This window comes from Streptomyces sp. SID12501, assembly GCF_010550245.1.
Classification (GTDB): Bacteria; Actinomycetota; Actinomycetes; order Streptomycetales; family Streptomycetaceae; genus Streptomyces.
In genome coordinates, this window is the sequence record NZ_JAAGLU010000005.1 from 220,190 (window position 1) to 237,197 (window position 17,008).

The 17,008-nt window shown below is 72.2% G+C and carries 15 protein-coding genes and 1 tRNA gene; 10 read left to right on the forward strand and 6 right to left on the reverse strand.

From position 1 onward, the window contains the following. Positions 1-73: 73 nt before the first annotated feature. Positions 74-1,501 carry a GH1 family beta-glucosidase gene (locus tag G3I71_RS07595; RefSeq protein WP_164313138.1) on the forward strand — a complete coding sequence of 476 codons (1,428 nt, stop codon included), beginning with the start codon at positions 74-76 and terminating at the stop codon, positions 1,499-1,501. Positions 1,502-1,618: 117 nt separating this feature from the next. On the opposite strand, the gene G3I71_RS07600 is transcribed toward G3I71_RS07595, so the two are convergent. Together G3I71_RS07600 and G3I71_RS07605 are read right to left on the reverse strand one after the other, a co-directional pair. Continuing rightward, positions 1,619-3,037, reverse strand: a complete 1,419-nt coding sequence (locus G3I71_RS07600; protein ID WP_164313139.1) for a HAMP domain-containing sensor histidine kinase — start codon at positions 3,035-3,037, stop codon at positions 1,619-1,621. A gap of 10 nt (positions 3,038-3,047) precedes the next feature. Further along, a complete protein-coding gene (locus G3I71_RS07605; protein ID WP_164313140.1) occupies positions 3,048-3,752 on the reverse strand; it encodes a response regulator transcription factor in 705 nt (234 codons plus the stop codon). A gap of 120 nt (positions 3,753-3,872) precedes the next feature. Here G3I71_RS07605 and G3I71_RS07610 point away from each other — a divergent pair, with 120 nt between their 5' ends. Then, a complete protein-coding gene (locus G3I71_RS07610) occupies positions 3,873-4,406 on the forward strand; it encodes a hypothetical protein (RefSeq protein ID WP_164313141.1) in 534 nt (177 codons plus the stop codon). Between the two features lie 30 nt (positions 4,407-4,436). On the opposite strand, the gene G3I71_RS07615 is transcribed toward G3I71_RS07610, so the two are convergent. Continuing rightward, positions 4,437-5,306, reverse strand: coding sequence for a spermidine synthase (locus G3I71_RS07615; RefSeq protein ID WP_164313142.1), 870 nt, complete (start codon positions 5,304-5,306; stop codon positions 4,437-4,439). Between the two features lie 64 nt (positions 5,307-5,370). Continuing rightward, complete coding sequence (locus tag G3I71_RS07620; protein WP_343242875.1) at positions 5,371-5,829, reverse strand: hypothetical protein; 459 nt, start codon at positions 5,827-5,829, stop codon at positions 5,371-5,373. A 280-nt stretch (positions 5,830-6,109) separates the two neighbouring features. Between G3I71_RS07620 and G3I71_RS07625 the strand changes: the two genes are divergently transcribed. Further along, entirely contained in the window at positions 6,110-7,558 is a 1,449-nt protein-coding gene (locus tag G3I71_RS07625) for a hypothetical protein (protein WP_164313143.1), read from the forward strand. 103 nt (positions 7,559-7,661) lie between these two features. Here G3I71_RS07625 and G3I71_RS07630 read toward each other — a convergent pair whose 3' ends face one another. Beyond that, positions 7,662-8,258 carry a histidine phosphatase family protein gene (locus G3I71_RS07630; RefSeq protein WP_164313144.1) on the reverse strand — a complete coding sequence of 199 codons (597 nt, stop codon included), beginning with the start codon at positions 8,256-8,258 and terminating at the stop codon, positions 7,662-7,664. 284 nt (positions 8,259-8,542) lie between these two features. Between G3I71_RS07630 and G3I71_RS07635 the strand changes: the two genes are divergently transcribed. The 7 genes from G3I71_RS07635 (at position 8,543) to G3I71_RS07665 (ending at position 15,481) form a co-directional block, all read left to right on the forward strand. Continuing rightward, the gene (locus G3I71_RS07635) at positions 8,543-9,517 is read left to right on the forward strand and encodes a phosphatase PAP2 family protein (RefSeq protein WP_164313145.1); all 975 of its coding nucleotides are present in this window, start codon (positions 8,543-8,545) and stop codon (positions 9,515-9,517) included. Then, positions 9,498-10,736 carry a hypothetical protein gene (locus tag G3I71_RS07640; RefSeq protein ID WP_239149012.1) on the forward strand — a complete coding sequence of 413 codons (1,239 nt, stop codon included), beginning with the start codon at positions 9,498-9,500 and terminating at the stop codon, positions 10,734-10,736. Before G3I71_RS07635 ends, G3I71_RS07640 begins: the two co-directional genes overlap by 20 nt. Continuing rightward, positions 10,727-12,385, forward strand: coding sequence for a hypothetical protein (locus tag G3I71_RS07645; protein ID WP_164313146.1), 1,659 nt, complete (start codon positions 10,727-10,729; stop codon positions 12,383-12,385). The genes G3I71_RS07640 and G3I71_RS07645 overlap by 10 nt, the downstream gene beginning before the upstream one ends. Before the next feature lie 148 nt (positions 12,386-12,533). Next, a complete protein-coding gene (locus G3I71_RS07650) occupies positions 12,534-13,886 on the forward strand; it encodes an AAA family ATPase (protein ID WP_164313147.1) in 1,353 nt (450 codons plus the stop codon). 292 nt (positions 13,887-14,178) lie between these two features. Next, positions 14,179-14,586 carry a hypothetical protein gene (locus tag G3I71_RS07655; RefSeq protein WP_164313148.1) on the forward strand — a complete coding sequence of 136 codons (408 nt, stop codon included), beginning with the start codon at positions 14,179-14,181 and terminating at the stop codon, positions 14,584-14,586. A gap of 177 nt (positions 14,587-14,763) precedes the next feature. Continuing rightward, positions 14,764-15,417 (forward strand): hypothetical protein, encoded by a 654-nt coding sequence (locus tag G3I71_RS07660; RefSeq protein WP_164313149.1) that lies wholly within the window; start codon positions 14,764-14,766, stop codon positions 15,415-15,417. Further along, positions 15,408-15,481: transfer RNA gene (locus G3I71_RS07665), tRNA-Lys, on the forward strand. Before G3I71_RS07660 ends, G3I71_RS07665 begins: the two co-directional genes overlap by 10 nt. A gap of 122 nt (positions 15,482-15,603) precedes the next feature. Here G3I71_RS07665 and G3I71_RS07670 read toward each other — a convergent pair. Continuing rightward, complete coding sequence (locus G3I71_RS07670) at positions 15,604-16,968, reverse strand: M6 family metalloprotease domain-containing protein (protein ID WP_343242876.1); 1,365 nt, start codon at positions 16,966-16,968, stop codon at positions 15,604-15,606. Between the last annotated feature and the right edge of the window lie 40 nt (positions 16,969-17,008).

Sequence of the window (17,008 nt, forward strand, 5' to 3'; positions counted from 1 at the left end):
CCCCCCCAGCACGTCCCCCCACTTCCCTTCCTCCTCACCCGTCGGCTCCACGACTTCCTATGGGAGCGCTTCCATGACTGAACCCGTTACCCCTGTGACCTTTCCTCCCGCCTTCCTCTGGGGCGCAGCGACCTCCGCGTACCAGATCGAGGGGGCGGTGCGGGAGGACGGCCGCACCCCCTCGATCTGGGACACGTTCAGCCATACACCGGGCAAAACGGCCGGCGGCGAGCACGGTGACATCGCTGTCGACCACTACCACCGCTACCGCGACGACGTGCAGATGATGGCCGACCTGGGCCTGACGGCGTACCGCTTCTCCGTCTCCTGGTCGCGGGTGCAGCCGACGGGCCGGGGACCGGCGGTCCAGCGCGGTCTGGACTTCTACCGGCGCCTCGTCGACGAGCTGCTCGCACACAACATCAAGCCCTCGCTCACCCTCTACCACTGGGACCTCCCGCAGGAGCTGGAGGACGCGGGCGGCTGGCCGGAGCGGGAGACCGCACTGCGTTTCGCCGAGTACGCCCAGATCATGGGCGAGGCGCTGGGCGACCGCGTCGAGCAGTGGACCACGCTCAACGAGCCCTGGTGCAGCGCGTTCCTCGGCTACGCCTCGGGTGTGCACGCCCCCGGCCGGACCGAGCCGCTGGCCTCCCTGCGGGCGGCGCATCACCTCAACCTGGCGCACGGGCTGGCCACTTCGGCCCTGCGCGCGGCGATGCCGGCCCGCAACACGGTCGCGGTGAGCCTCAACTCCGCGGTGGTCAGGCCGCTTTCGCAGACCCCCGAGGACCTGGCGGCGGTCCGGAAGATCGACGACCTGGCCAATAGTGTCTTCCACGGCCCGATGCTGCACGGCGCCTACCCGGAGACCCTGTTCGCCGCGACCTCGTCGGTCACCGACTGGTCGTTCGTCCTCGACGGCGACCTCTCGCTGATCAACCAGCCGCTGGACGCCTTGGGCCTCAACTACTACACCCCGGCGCTGGTTTCGGCGGCCGAGGAGAAGCCGAGCGGTCCGCGCGCCGACGGTCACGGGGCGAGCGACTTCTCGCCGTGGCCGGGGGCGGACGAGGTCCTCTTCCACCAGTCGCCGGGCGAGCGCACGGAGATGGGCTGGTCGATCGACCCGACGGGTCTGCACGACCTGATCATGCGGTACACCAAGGAGGCGCCGGGTCTGCCGATCTACATCACGGAGAACGGCGCCGCCTACGACGACAAGCCCGAGTCGGACGGCAGCGTCCACGACCCCGAGCGGATCGCCTACCTGCACGGCCATCTGCGGGCGGTCCGGCGCGCGATCGCCGAGGGCGCGGACGTCCGCGGCTACTACCTGTGGTCCCTGATGGACAACTTCGAGTGGGCCTACGGCTACGGCAAGCGCTTCGGCGCGGTGTACGTCGACTACGCGACCCTGACCCGCACCCCGAAGTCGAGCGCGCTCTGGTACGGCCGAGCTGCCCGCAGCGGCGCCCTGCCGCCGGCGAACGGCGAATGAGCCGACGGGGACACTGACCGGGGGATCCGAGCGGGGGCCGGGACGCGGCACCTGAGGGGGGTGCCGCGCCCCGGCCCTGCCCGGCCTCCCGGTTTCCGGCGCGCCTCTGCCTCTGCCTCAGGAAACGGAGCGGCGGCGGCCGAAGGCCGAGGTCAGCCCCGTATGCCGGCGCTGCCGCCGGATCGCCCCCGGTCCGCTCCCCCGGTGTCCGCGCCGTACCGGTGCCCGGCCGTCCAGCTGGATCCAGATCCGTATCTCCGTCCCGCCGAGCACCGACGAGCCGATCCGTACGTCCCCGCCCGTCGCCTCCGCGAGCCGGCGCACGATGTCCAGGCCGAGACCGGTCGACCCGGCGCTGCCCGATCCGCGCCCCCTGGCCATGGCGGCCTCGGGGTCGGTGATCCCGGGCCCCGCGTCCGAAACCAGCATGATCACCGCGTCGTCGCCGTTGTGCACGTCGACCGCGAACGCGGTGCCCTCCGGGGTGTGCCGGAAGACGTTGCCGAGCAGGGCGTCGAGGGCGGCGGCCAGGTCGGCGCGGGCCACGGGTATGCGCACCGGCCGCTCCACACCGGCCACCCGGACCTTCCGCCCCTCGTCCTCCGCGAGCGCCGACCAGAAGTCCATCCGCTCGCGCACGACCTCGGCCGCGTCGCAGCCGGCGCCCGGTCCGGCGAGAGTCGTCTGCGGTTTGGCCTCCCGGGCGGTACGGATGATCGTGTCGACCTCGTGCTCCAGCTGGGCGACCGCGGCCCGGGTCTGCTCGGCGGCCGGGCCGTCTCCGAGCGAGGCGGCGTTCAGCCGCAGCACGGTCAGCGGCGTCCGCAGTCGGTGGGACAGATCGGCGGCCAACTCCCTTTCGTTTGCGAGCAGTTGTACGACCTGGTCGGCCATCGAGTTGAACGCGACCGCCGCGAGGCGCAGTTCGGCCGGCCCTTCCTCGGGCACTCTGGCGCCCAGCTTCCCCTCCCCCAGTTCCTGCGCGCCCTCGACGAGGCGCCGGGCGGGCCGCACCATGCGCACGCCCAGCCGGTCGGCGACGGCGACCGACCCGACGACGAGAATCGCCCCGACGCCGGCCAGGACCGCCCAGGCCAGGCCGATTCCGTTGCTGACCTCGGCCTCGGGGACGTACACCTCGACGACGGCTATCTCACCGGAGCCGATCGCGACGGGCTGGAGGAGGGTGGACCCGCCGGACACCTCGGTGGTGGAGGCACGGCCGAGCCTGCGGACGGCCTCGATGTCGGCATCGACCGCGCGCTGCCGTCCGAGGTCGACCGCACTCGTACCGCCGCTCGCGGGGATGTGCACGGCCAGGCCCGCGTCCGATCCGGCGGAGGCGACGACCCGTTCCAGCTGGTCGCGGTCGGTGGTGATGGAGAGGGCGGGGGCGACGGCCGCGGCCTCCCGCTCGGCGTTGGAGAAGGCGCGGTCGCGGGCCATCTCCCCGATGACCAGGCCCAGCGGCACGGCGAAGGCCACCACGACCATCGTCGTGACCGCCACGCACACCTTGACCAGCGCCCACCTCATGGTGTCCCCCTCACAGCGGCGGCTCCGCTCCGGGCGGCGCCAGCTTCACGCCGACGCCCCGCAGGGTGTGCAGATAACAAGGTCGGGCCGCCGTCTCGCCCAACTTCCTTCGCAGCCAAGACAGATGGACGTCGATGGTCTGGTCGTCGCCGTACGACTGCTGCCACACCTCCGCGAGCAGTTCCCTGCGCGCGACGACGACACCCGGCCGGCCGGCGAGGAAGGCGAGCAGGTCGAACTCGCGGCGGGTCAGGTCCAGTCGTACGCCGTCCAGTTCGGCCTGCCGGCGCAGCGGGTCGATGGCCAGGCCGCCGACGCGGATGACCGTGGAGGGCGGGGTGTCCGCGGGCGCGGTGCGGGCCCGGCGCAGTACGGCGGCGATACGGGCCGACAGGTGTTCGACCGAGAACGGTTTGGTGAGGTAGTCGTCCGCGCCCGCGTTCAGCAGCCGGACGATCTCCGTCTCCTCGTCGCGTGCGGTGGCGACGATCACCGGCACGTCGGTGATTCCGCGCAGCATCTTGAGAGCCTCGGACCCGTCGAGATCGGGCAGACCGAGATCCAGGATCACCACGTCGAAACGGAAGTGGGCGACCTCGCGCAGCGCCTCAAGGGCGGTGCCGACACTGCGCACGAGGTGCGCGGCATCGGTCAGATGCCGGATGAGGGCGGAGCGCACGAACTGGTCGTCCTCGACCACGAGCACACTTGCCATGCGCCGCACCGTACGCCAATCCGGCGAGTCGGGTCCGGCACCTGTGGATAACTCCACGGCGACCGCGACCGGCCGGCGACAGGCGACACCGACGGGGCGCGTGAGGCAGTATGACCGGCGATGCGCAGAGGACTCGTACACCTTCTGGCGTGGACGCTGGCCACGGGCGCGGCGGCCACGATGACGTGGTGGGGTGTCCACACGGTGATGGCGGGAACGGCGTACGACCCGCCCCGCGCGCTCCCCATCACGGCGGCCGACGCGGCCGGGCGGAAGTCGACGGCATCGGAGCCGGACCCGGAACCGAAGCCGCTCGCCACGACGGCGAGCCCGCGACCCACCCGCCCGGCACCGACTCCGACGCCCACCCCGACCTCGTCACCCACGTCGGCATCCACCCCGAGTGCGACCCCCTCGAAGACCCGCACCCCGTCGACGGTGAAGGCGTACGACACCGACGGCGGGCGGGCGGTCTTCGACCTCGGTACGGACTACGCGACGCTCGTGTCGGCGACGCCCGGGACGGGCTGGTCGATGCAGGTGTGGAAGACGGAGACGTGGATCCGGGTGGAGTTCAGTGCGGGCGCGGACCGGGTGACGGTGTTCTGCACCTGGCACGACGGCCCACCGCACGTGCAGGTAGTCACCTACTGACCTGCTGAAACCGCTGCCCGGCCGCCCGGGTCAGCGGAACACCGACGGCGGTGGTGCCGGTGAGGCGACCGCCGCCGCGTCCGTGACCGGTACGGCTCCGCCGGTGAAGTCCGTGAGGGCGCGGCCGTGTTCGAGGCGGGCGGGCTGCGGGTCGGAGGCGGCGCGGCGGGTCAGCTCGGCGATGGGCAGCGGATGCGCGGAGCCGACGAGCACCGCGTTGCCGAACCGTTTCCCCCGCAGCACGGTCGGGTCGGCGATCAGGGCCAGCTCGGGGAAGACGGCCCCCGCGGTGGCGATCTGGCCGCGCAGATGGGCGAGGGGCGGCCCGTCGGCGAGATTGGCGGCGTAACAGCCGGCGTCGTTCACGACCCTGCGTACGTCCGTCAGGAACTCGACCGACGTCAGATGGGCCGGGGTGCGCGCCCCGCTGAACACGTCCGCGATGACGAGGTCGGCCCAGCCGTCGGGGATCTTCGCGAGCCCTTCGCGGGCGTCGGTGGAGCGCACCCGGATACGGGCGTTCGGGTCCAACGGCAGCTCGCGACGGACCAGTTGGACGAGGGCCGCGTCCCGTTCGACGGCCTGCTGGGTGGACCGGGGGCGGGTCACGGCGACGTACCGCGCGAGGGTGAGGGCGCCGCCGCCGAGGTGCACGACCTGTACGGGCTTGCCGGGCGGGGCGACGAGGTCGATCACATGACCGAGGCGGCGCTGGTACTCGAAGGAGAGGTACGCCGGGTCGTCGAGGTCGACGTGGGACTGCGGGGCGCCGTCGATGAGCAGTGTCCAGGCGCGCGCCCGGTCCCGGTCGGGGATCAGCTCGGCGAGCCCGCCGTCGACCGTCTCGACGACGGCCTCGGCGGCCGGCTGTCCGCGCCGCGCGTTTCTGGACTTTCCCATTGCCCCATTATCAGGGTGGGCGAATGCCCCGGCACAACTGTGGCCGTACAACGGTCGTGCCAGGTCAGCGACGGTTGTCGGCGGCCTCGATGAGCCGGGCCGCCTCGCCGAGGGCCGCGCGGAGCACCGCCGGGTCGGTGGCCAGGTCCGCGTCTCCGGGCGGGAGCAGCCAGTCCGAGCCCTCGACGGGGGGTGCGGGATCGGGGAGCGCGAGGCTCAGACCACGCCCGTTGGTCTCCGTGCAGGTGCTGCCGGGAACGTCCCAGGCCGCGGCGGTGCCCGGCGGTACCAGGAAGCCCAGGGTGTCGCAGCCGTCGTCGTGCAGTACGGGGCCGACCGCGTCACCGGCACCCCGGCGCAGGATGTCGACCGCCTCCAGCCCCTGCCGCGCCGGAACCGTCACCAGATCGCAGATGTGCGCTGTGTTTGACGCGACCGATGCGGGCAACGCGGGTGATGTGTGCGCTCCGAACTGCGTACAAGGATCGGCGCTCTGACTGATCTCCATCCCGGCCTCCACCACGGAACCCCTCCTGTAACGAACGGGTCGGGAGTTCGGGTTACTCCCGGTCCACCGGGTTCAACGCGCCAGAGCGTCAACGGCTACGGCGCAAGACCGCTGCAAAGGATGGCAGTTCATGGCGGATCGTGGATGAGATATCCGGTTTGTAGCCAAACCCCGCATGGCGGGTCGTGCGCAGCGGGTACGTTCTTGCCCGCCGGAAACAGGACGTCCGATGGATAACTGTTCCAACTCGTCAGGAATCCGGCACGGTTCGACGGTTCGCAGAGAGGGCCCGGCCATGACGTCGTCAACAGTGGCCTCGTCGGAGTCCCCCCGGCCGCCACGGCCGAACCTCGCCTTTCGGAAGGTGCGCGGACAGCGCTCTCCGGGCGAGTTCGCCGGGGCGGTACGGCGGGCCGCCCGCGAGATCGGAGAGCGGGTCAGCTGTGACGCGCGTTACGTCGGTCGCGTCGAGGCGGGTGAGATCCGCTGTCCCAACTACGCCTACGAACGGGTGTTCCTGCACATGTTCCCTGGCCGGACGCTGGCCGACCTGGGGTTCGCGCCCCGCTCGTCGGTACGCGGACGCGGGGCGCGCGACACGGAGGACACGCCCTCCGCGCACCCCGCGAGCCCCACGTACGGCACCGGTGAGACGCCGGGGGCGTACGAGACGTATGAGATGCAGGACGCGCATTACCTGTACGAAACGCACGACAACTACGAGGAGAGCGACGTGCTGCGTCGCGCATTCATGACGGGCGGTGCCACCGCGGCAGCCGCCTCCCTGAGCCCCTTCGGGTTCACGTACGAGGCCTCGGCCGCGGGCCGTCCCGCGCGCCGCGTCGGAACCGGTGAGGCAGGGGCCCTTGAAGAGGCCGTCCGCCGTATCAGACTGCTCGACGACCGGCACGGCGCCGACGGCCTCTACCGGCGCGCGGCGGCACCACTTCGGGCCGCCTACGAACTGCTCGACGCGGGTGCGGTACGGCAGACCACCGCGGACCGGCTGCACGCGGGTGCCGGTGAACTCGCCATCTCCGTCGGCTGGCTGGCACACGACTCGGGCCGCTTCGACGACGCGCGCTCGCACTACGCGGAGGCACTGGCGACCGCCCGGGTGGCCGGGGACGCGGCCCTGGAGGCGCACGCCTTCTGCAACACCGCGTTCCTCGCGCGCGACACGGGACGCCCGCGCGAGGCGGTCAGAGCGGCACAGGCCGCGCAGCGCGTGGCACGGCCCCTGGGCTCGCCCCGCCTGATGTCGCTGCTCGCGCTGCGCGAGGCGGGCGGCTGGGCGGGCCTCGCCGACCGCGCCGGCTGCGAACAGGCGCTGGCACGGGCCCAGTCGCTGTACGAACGCGGCCCCTCGGAAGCCGACCCCGAGTGGATGAGCTTCTACGGCGAGGCCGAACTGGAGGGCCTGGAGGCGCAGTGCTGGTCGACGCTGGGCGACTGGCCCCGCGCGGCCCGGCACGCCCGCCGCGCGGCCCACCTGCAGAACCCGCACTTCACCCGGAACATCGCCCTCTACACGGCCGAACTCACCGACGACCTGGCCCGCGGCGGCCACCCGGACGAGGCGGCGGAGGCCGGCATGCGGGTTCTGGACCTGCTGGACGAGGTCCAGTCCTCCCGCATCCAGACGATGCTGGCGGCTACGGCTCGGGTGCTTCTGCCTCACCGGCGGGCGTCAGGGGTATCGGCGTTTTTGGAGCGGCACGCGAGCTTGCCCCGAACGGCCTGAGCCTTCGCTCCCGACTGCGGGCCCGGTGGGGGCTGGTCGCGCAGTTCCCCGCGCCCCTGAAGGGGCGCCCCAGTCGCCCGGAGTCCACAGGCACCGCGATTCGCTATCCGACCAGGTGCCCCAGGTCGTTCCAGCTCTCGATCGCCGGTTCGCCGTAGGCCCATCCCAGGACCGACAGTGATGTCGGGTTCAGTCTGATCCGTGCCGCGAACTCGATCGGCAGCCCCAGCCAGCGCGCCCCGATCGACCGCAGTATGTGCCCGTGCCCGAACACCAGCACGTCACGGTCGGCCGACCGCGCCCACGCGACCACCTCGTCCGCGCGCGCGGTGACCGCCTCCAGGCTCTCGCCCCCGGGGACCCCGTCCCGCCAGATCAGCCACCCCGGCCGGACGGCCTGGATCTGCGCCGGGGTCATGCCCTCGTACGTCCCGTAGTCCCACTCCATGAGCGTGTCCCACACGGCCGCGCGCTCACCGAACCCGGCGATCTCGCAGGTCTCACGCGCGCGTGCCAGCGGGCTCGTGCGCACCTCGACCCCGGAGAGCCCGTCGAAGGGCGCCCGGTTCAGCCGTTCGCCCAGCAGCTCGGCGCCACGCCGCCCCTCCTCGAGGAGGGGGACGTCGGTCCTGCCGGTGTGCTTGCCTGACAGTGACCACTCCGTCTGTCCGTGCCGGGCCAGCAGGATGCGCGATGCCATGAGGACCCCTTCCGGGGGGAAACGGTAAGTGTGGCAAATCAGGTGAGAGACGAACGAAAGGGAACGACCAAGCGAATCAGGGGTACCGAATGGTGGAAAGGCAAGGCGGAACCCCTCCATCATCGCGCACGCTGTCCGGGGGCAACCGGGGGGTCGATCTTTGCGTCTTGTGGGACAGGGCGCCGTGTACGGCGTTCACGTACGCCGTAAAATCGGACGAACCGCAGGCCACCGACGACCGGAGGCGCAGCTCAACGGGAACACAGAGTGGGAGAGACGATCGGATGCCGCGGACCGATAGTGCACGGACCGGGGCTGCCGCGCCCACCCGCCTCCGCTGGTGGACCGAGCTCCCACTGCTCCTGCTGGTCTACGCGTGCTATTCGGCCGGACGCCTGCTGGTACGGGGCGACGAGTCGACCGCCGTCGACCACGGCCTGGCGATCCTCCGGTTCGAGAAGGCCCTGCGGCTGAACGCCGAGCACCCGCTCAACCGCCTGTTCACCCGCGAATCCTGGATCGGCGTACCGGCCGACTTCTGGTACGCGTCGCTGCACTACCTCGTCACCCCCGCCGTCCTGATCTGGCTCTTCCGCTCCCATGCCGTCCGCTACCGGGCGGCCCGCGCCTGGCTGATGACCTCGACCTTCATCGGCCTCATCGGTTTCACCCTGCTGCCCACCTGCCCGCCCCGCCTGCTCGACGCCGGCCACGGCTTCGTGGACACGATGGCCCAGTACAGCTCGTACGGCTGGTGGGGCGGCCAGGCCAGCGCCCCGCGGGGGCTCGGCGGCATGACGAACCAGTACGCGGCGATGCCCAGCCTGCACGTCGGCTGGGCCCTGTGGTGCGGAGTGATGCTGTGGCGGTACGGCGGTACGCGCACCACCAAAATCTTGGGCGTCGCCTACCCGCTGATCACCACCATCGTGGTCATGGGCACCGCCAACCACTACTTCCTCGACGCCGCCGCGGGCGCCGCCGTGATGGGCCTCGGGCTGCTGCTGGCGCCGCTCGTCGTACGGAACGCGGACCGGGCAAGGGTGTGGATCACGGCCCGCGTCACGCCTGTCGCGCCCGTCGCAACGCGCTCTCACGGCGCAGAGGCCCCAATTGTCAGTGGTGAATGCCAGACTTCCCCGCGTGAGCGAATTCCAAGGCAGCGCGAGTCCGTCTTCGGGCCAGGTCCCGGGCCAGGGGCCGAGCCGAGTACCGCTTCCGCGGACGCGGGGGACGGCGCTGCGGCAGCGGCTCGCTGAGCTGCGCGGTCCCGCGGTCCCGCCGAAGGCACTGGACGCGCGTGCCCTCGCGGCCCTCGCCGCCAACCCCGGGTGCAGACGGCGCGCGATCCTGGACGGCGCGGGGGTGAACAAGGCGACGCTGGCGAGCGCGCTGGGCTCACCGTCCGCCTTCGGACAGTCCCAGTTCGCCCTGGCGCGCGGCAACACCTTCGAGGCCCGGGTCAAGGCCGACGGCGGCGCGGAGCTGCTCCGGCTGGTGCACGAGAAGCTGGACCCGGGTGCCGAACCGCCGGCGAAGGCCGAGGTCCCCGACCTCACGGCGAGCGGACCGCAGGGCCGCACCGCGCGGACGGCACTGGCCCTGCGCGAAGCCACAGCGGCGGCGCGGGCCGCCACCGGCACAGGTACAGGTACAGGTACAGGTACAGGTACAGGTGGCGGCAGGTGGACACTCCTCGACCACCCCATGCTCGTCCTCGACGTCGCGGGCTCGCCTGCCTTCCTGGAACCGGACGCGGTGGTCGTGCACCCGGACGGCAGTTGGACGGTCGTCGAGATCAAGTCCTTCCCGATGCTGGACGGTTCGGCGGACCCCGCGAAGGTGGGCGCGGCGGCCCGCCAGGCCGCGGTGTACGTGCTGGCGCTGGAGGAGGTCGCCGCCCGGCTCGTCCAGGACGGCGATCCGGCGCCGGTCGTGCGCCACCGGGTGCTGCTGGTCTGCCCGAAGGACTTCTCCAACCTCGCGGCGGCGTCCGCGGTCGACGTCCGCAAACAGCGCGCGGTGACCGGCCGCCAGTTGTCCCGGCTGACCCGTATCGAGGACATCGCCGACGCCCTCCCCGAGGGCACCTGCTTCGCCCCGGACCTGCCCACCGCCGAGCTGACCGCGGCGGTCGAGTCGGTCCCCGCGGAGTACGCGCCGGAGTGCCTGTCCGCGTGCGAGCTGGCCTTCCACTGCCGCGACGGTTCCCGTGCGCGGGGCGCGGTGACGTCTCTGGGCCGTTCCGTACGGGCCGAACTGGGCGCCCTGACCACGGTCGACGACGTGTTGTCTGCGGCCCACGGCCGCTCCGGTGACCCCCAGGACCCGACGGTGGCCGCGCTACGGAGAGCGGCGGCCCTGCGCGCGGAGGCGCTGCGCGGCGCCGAACTCACCGCTCCGGAGCCAGAGTTGGACCTGGACCCGGACCCGGGCTTGGACCCGGAGCTGGAATCGGGAGGCGTCGCATGTCGTTGATCGCCACGCTCGCCCGTCTGGAAGCCGTCAGCACCGGCCGCGCCCAGCCCGCCGCCACCGTCCGGCACCGCCATCTGTCCGAGCGGCCGCTCGTCCTCGTACCGCTGATCACCGCCGGTGAGGCCGGGGCTCCGCTGGGCGCGCTGGTGGGCGACGACCGGGACGCACCGCGTCTGCTCGTCGTGCCGCAGCCGCGCGACCGCGACCTCAGGTTCGCCTTCCTCGCCGAACTGGCCGACGTCGTCCTGCCGTTCATCGACTCCCACTCCGACGCCGTGGAGGCCGCGGAGCGCACCGAGATCGACCCGGAGACCGGCAAGCGCGTCAAGGTCGAGGTCGAACTGTGCGCGGACGCACCCCAGTTGATCGTCCCGAGTCGCGCCGGCATCGACTTCGTACGGCTGCTGGGGCGCTCGATGCGCTTCAGGCGTACGGCGGAACAGGACCCGGAGACGCCGCATCCCGCGCCGCCCCGGGTGCCGTTGCTCGGCCGCTGGTTCACGCACTACGGGGAGCGGGCCCGGGTCCCCGGCTCCGCTCTCCTCCTGGCGCTGACGGACGTGCTGTCCCGGCACTGGGCCACCGGTCAGTCCACGCTGGAGGACCAGCACCTGGGTGCGCTGCTCGCCTGGATCGACCCGCCGGACGGCGTGTCGGGCGCCGAGGCGGCGCTGCGGGCCGAGTTGGCACGGGACGCGAAGGGGCAGTTGCTGTGGCCGCCGGCCGGTCCGGCGACCGACCCCGCGTTCGACAACAAGCTGCTCGCCCCCGCGATCGAGAACTACAACCGCGCGCGGACGGCACTCGCCGCCGCCGAGGACGGCGAGTCGGCGGACGACCGGCTCGGTGAACTCACCGCCGCCGAGCGGGAGATCCGCGCCCTCGTCGAGAGCCGTACGCGGCCCACCTGGGACGCGGTGTGGCGCGGCCTCGACCTGCTGCGGACGCTGCCGGAAGGCGCCCACGCGGGCGACCGGTGGACACGCGACCGCTGGTCGTTCACCGGCCACCGCGACCGGGTCACCGCGGGCGAGCCCCCGCAGCCGCGCCGCGACGACGCGGTGACGGCGGCGAACAAACTGGCCACGCGCGAGCGCGAACAGGCCCGTCTGGAGGCCCAGGAGGCCTTGGACGACCCGCTGGTGATGGCGGGGCGGCGGCTGTCCGGAGAGGCGTTCGCGGGCGAGGTCACGGACGTCGTCATGACGTACAGCGAGGGCAAGCGCCCGAGCCCGCGCCCACTGGTCACCGTCCGCACGGACGACCGCCCGCAGCTCGGCGAGCGGGTGAAGGTGTACCGCTCACTGGGCGGCAAGCCGCAGGCGGCGGAGTTCGTGGGCCGTGAGGACGGTCCGGGAGCCGAGGGGCCGGGAGCCGCAGGCTCGGGATCCGAAGGTTCGGGATCCGAGGGTTCGGTGATCGTCCTGCGGGTGGTCGACAAGATGGGCCGCGGCAAGGAGCCCGAGGCCGGATCGGTGCCCGAGAAGGGGGACCTGGTCTGCTTCACGCTCTTCGAACACGAACAGCGGGGCGGCGCGAAGCTCCCCGACGCGGACCAGACCCCGTGGACCCACGGCGGGCCTCCGGGCGAGGGGGCCACGACCGCGGCCCCCGAGCCCGACCTGGTGACCGAGGAGGACGTGCTTTGAACGCCGGTTCGCGGAGGGGAATTTCGATCGCCGCCGCCCGACAACACCGCCGCCGCACCGAGGCCGACGTCCGGACGACCGCCCGCGTGCGTAGGAGCACTTCGGCCCCCGGCGACCGCCGCCGCCCCACCCCCGAGGAAGGCCCCCTGTGAACGCCGCTCACACCCCGCAGGCCGCCTTCGATCCCGGTGCCGCCGCCGGGCGGGCCACCGACGCGATCCTCCGGGACACGCTGCACGGCACCCACCGCGGAGTCGTCGTCGACTCGCCGCCCGGGGCCGGGAAGTCCACGCTCGTGGTCCGGGCCGCGCTCGAACTGGCCGAGGCCGGGCGCCCGTTGATGGTCATCGCGCAGACGAACGCCCAGGTCGACGACCTCGTCGTCCGCCTCGCCGAGAAGAACCCCGAGCTGCCGGTGGGCCGCCTGCACAGCAGTGACTCCGACCCGTACGACAAGGCGCTGGACGGTCTGTCGAACGTACGGAAGTCCGCGAAGGCGGCCGAGCTCGCGGGCCTGGACGTGGTGATCTCCACGGCCGCCAAGTGGGCCCACGTCAAGGTCGACGAGCCGTGGCGGCACGCGATCGTGGACGAGGCGTACCAGATGCGCTCGGACGCGCTGCTCGCCGTCGCCGGACTGTTCGAGCGAGCCCTGTTCGTGGGCGACCCGGGTCAGCTGGACCCCTTCTCGATCGTCGGCGCGGAACAGTGGGCGGGCCTGTCGTACGACCCGTCGGCCTCGGCGGTCACGACCCTTCTGGCCCACAACCCCGAGCTGCCCCAGCACCGTCTGCCGGTGTCCTGGCGGCTCCCGGCCTCGGCCGCGCCGCTCGTCTCGGCCGCCTTCTACCCGTACACCCCGTTCCGCAGCGGCACCGGCCACGGCGACCGGCGGCTCGCCTTCGCCGTCCCGTCGGACGGCTCGGCCCCGGACCGGGTGCTCGACGAGGCCGCCGAATCGGGCTGGGGCCTGCTGGAACTCCCCGCCCGGCGCACCCCTCGTACGGACCCGGAGGCGGTACGCGCGGTCGCCGTCGTCGTACGCCGCATGCTGGACCGGGGCGGCGCGGCCACGTCGGAACGCGGCCCCGACCCGACGCCGCTCACGGCCGACCGGATCGCTGTCGGCACCGCGCACCGGGACCAGGCGGCGGCCGTCCGGGCGGCGCTCGCCGAGCTGGGGGTCACGGACGTCACCGTGGACACGGCGAACCGCCTCCAGGGGCGGGAGTTCGACGTGACAGTGGTCCTGCACCCCCTCTCCGGCCGCCCCGACGCCAGCGCCTTCCACCTGGAGACGGGCCGCCTCTGCGTCCTCGCCTCCAGACACCGGCACGCGTGCGTGGTGGTGTGCCGAGCGGGCGTGACGGAACTCCTGGACGACCATCCGTCGACAGAGCCGGTCCAGCTGGGCGTGACGGTGAAGTTCCCGGACGGCTGGGAGGCCAACCATGCGGTGCTGTCGCATCTCGCGGAGCACCGGGTGCCCTGGCGCCCGTGACCCGCACCCCGGCAACCGACCGCCGGAGGCGGCCGCTGAATGATGAATACAGCCCGGACGGCTGGCAGGCCACCCACGCGGTGCTGTCGCAGCGGGCCGAGTACCGGGTCGCCCGGTGGCCGTAGGGGCAGTTCAGATGCCTCATTGGGCGAACCCGGGGCCCACTTGCGCGGGCAGGGGACAATGGACGGTGGCCCGGCTCGACGCCGGGGCCTTTCGACCGTGTGCCGTACATGCCGTGGCGCATGGAGGGTACGTACGAACGGTGCGGACCGTACGAGGAGGAGAAGACATGGCGGAGCCAACGCCGCGTCGCAACGAACCGCGGCTACGCCCCGCGCCCCTGCTCTTCGAGCCCACGCAGGTGGCCGACGACCCCGAGCACTTCTTCGACCTGGAGTCGATCGACGACCCCCGCGCGCTGCTGACCCGCGCCACGGAGCTGACCCTCGCATTCCGCGCCGCGACCGACCGCGCGGTCGAGTTCCAGGCGATGGCGGCGGCCCAGCTCGCCGACCCGCGCCGCTTCGACCGGCTGACCACGGCCGACATCGCGAACCAGGCGCAGTGGACCGAGGACTACGCGACGAAGATGGTCGAGTACGGCCGTGAGCTGCTGCGCGACGGCGGGGAGAACGCCAGCGGCGGAGGCGGCAGCGGGAGCGGCGGCCACGGTCAGGGACATGTCGACCCGGTCTGATCCGGCCTGAACCTGTCTGAACCTGTCTGAACCTGTGTTGTCCCAGCCGGCCCGATCCGGTCTCGAAAGTCCGTGCGGCATATTCAGAGGGGCAAGGTACCCCACCTCGCCCCCTCCCGTCCCGGTTTCCGGCAACCCTCGGAGATCACGTGGTCACTGCCGGTACATCTAGATGCCATGAGCAGCACACACTCTGACGTCTCGGGAGTCACCTCGGAGGGCGCCGTCTGGCTCGCCTCCGCAGGAACGTATCCGCGCAGCACGCTCTCGCTCTGGGCCGAGCGGCCCACCGCACCGCTCGTCCTGCCCTGCGGCACCGCGTTCGATGTCGTCAACGTGCCGGCCGTCTTCGGCCGCAGGATGCTCGACCGCCTCTGGGACGACGGGCCGGGCTCCGGCCCGGTCGCGGCCTACCGGGGCCGGATCCTCCTGTTCGCGGCGCTGGGTACGGCCCAACGACTGCCGTCACTGCTGAGGTGGGAGGAGTGGGGCTCGGCCGGTGCCGGCGAGGGAGCCGAGGACGGCGGCAGTGGCGCCCGGCGCAGGCACTCGATTCCTCCGCTCCTCTGCCACGGCCGCGGCGACGCCGTGACGGTCCCCGCGCTGGTGAGCGACGACGTCGAGCACGGGGAGGTGAAGGGCGATCCCCGGCCGGAATCCCGTTGGGTCGTCGCCCCCGACACCACCCATCCCTGGCTCCCGGGCCCGGAAATCCTGCTCTGGGCGGCCGTACGAGCGGCCCGTTCCGCGGTCTCCGGCGGGGTGCGGATATCGATTTTTCCTCCCACCGATCAGGATGCTAATGTCTACGACGTCAGCAGGCGCCGCTAGCTCAGTTGGTTAGAGCAGCTGACTCTTAATCAGCGGGTCCGGGGTTCGAGTCCCTGGCGGCGCACGTTGTCGATTGGCGAGGCTGTTCACCAACAGCCTCGCCAACGTCGTTTCCGGACCCCTTGACCGAACTCCCTGGCCAAGCTCCTTGGTCAAACTCTTGACCAAACTCCTCAGCAGGACCTCTCAGCCCGCACTCGTGATCTGCACCGTCCACGCCCCCGAGGGCGTACGGCCCTCCACCTCGACGCGGACGTTCTCGCCGGGCACCGTGAAGCTCTCGCCGAGGGCGACGGGCGCGTCCGCGAGGGGCGGATAGACGGAATCCTCCCAGCAGGCCTCGGTACGCGGATGGGCGTCGACCACCTCGACCGGGCCGCCGCCCGACTCGGCCCCGCCATGCACCCGGTAGACGAGCACACCCTGTGTACAGGTCGCCGTGTCGTTGCCCGTCGTCCCCCGCGCCTCGAAGGCGAGCGCCCGGTCGGCCCCGGTCCGCACGACGGCCAGCTTCACCCCGTCCCCCTGCCCGAAGACCGGCGCCCCCGCCCCCGTACCCCCGCCGCTACCGCTATCGGCCACATCCGCACGGGCGTATGCGGTCGTAGCCGGATGCGCCCCCAGCGATTCCAGGGTCAGCCGGGCCGAAGTTCCCCTGCGGACGCACACCACTTGGCGCGGTTCCAGCCACCCGAGTTTCCACTTGTGCCAGGCGAAAAGGTCCGGTGCCAACCCGAACTGGCTGCCCATCAGGTCCCAGTCGCCGACGTACGTGTCCCAGTCGCCCTTTCCATCCACGGGCCGGTGGTAGAGGTCGGGCAGGTCGAAGACATGGCCCGTCTCGTGGGCGAGGACGAGCCGGTCGGGCGGGTGCTTCTCGAAGACGGTGACGACCCGGCGGATGTCCGCACCGTCGGCCCGCAGCGGGACGTCCAGGTTGACGACCTTCGTCGCGTCGGAGTCGACGCCCGGCGCGTCCGGGTCGGCCACGAAGTACACGATGTCGTAGCGCGAGAAGTCGACGTCCCGGTCGGCGGCGGCGAGCGCGTCACGCAGATAGGCGGCCCGGTGGGCGGCGCTCCAGTCCCGCTGTATGGCGTACGAGGTGGACGGCCTCGGCATCCGGATCCAGTTCTGGAGCGGGTGCGGGCGCAGTGTGAACCTGCCGTACGAGGCGCGGGCGAAGAAGTCGCTGGTGGCGGGGAAGTGGTCGGCGGCCAGCTCGGCGGGGGTGGTCCGAGGGAGCGCGTCCGGGAAGGACAGGAACACCATCACGGCGTCGAGGGTGCGGGCCGGGCGCGGATAGGCGGCGTTCCAGGTGTCCAGGCCCTCCGAGTGGTGGGCGTCGGTGCGCTGGAGGGCGCAGGACTGCGCCGAGAAGGGTTCGGCGACCGAGGGGCCCGCGATGAGGGAGGTGGCGGCCAGGGCCGTCATGGTGGTGAGAACGGCGGCCGTGCTGCGCAGATGGGGGCGCGCTCCGGCGCACGCGAGCCCCTTGAATCCCGCCAGGGCATCACGGGTGAGCCCCTTGAGGGGGAGCTGACGCGGCACGCAGACCTCCGGATGCGGTTGGGGACACCGCAACCCAGCC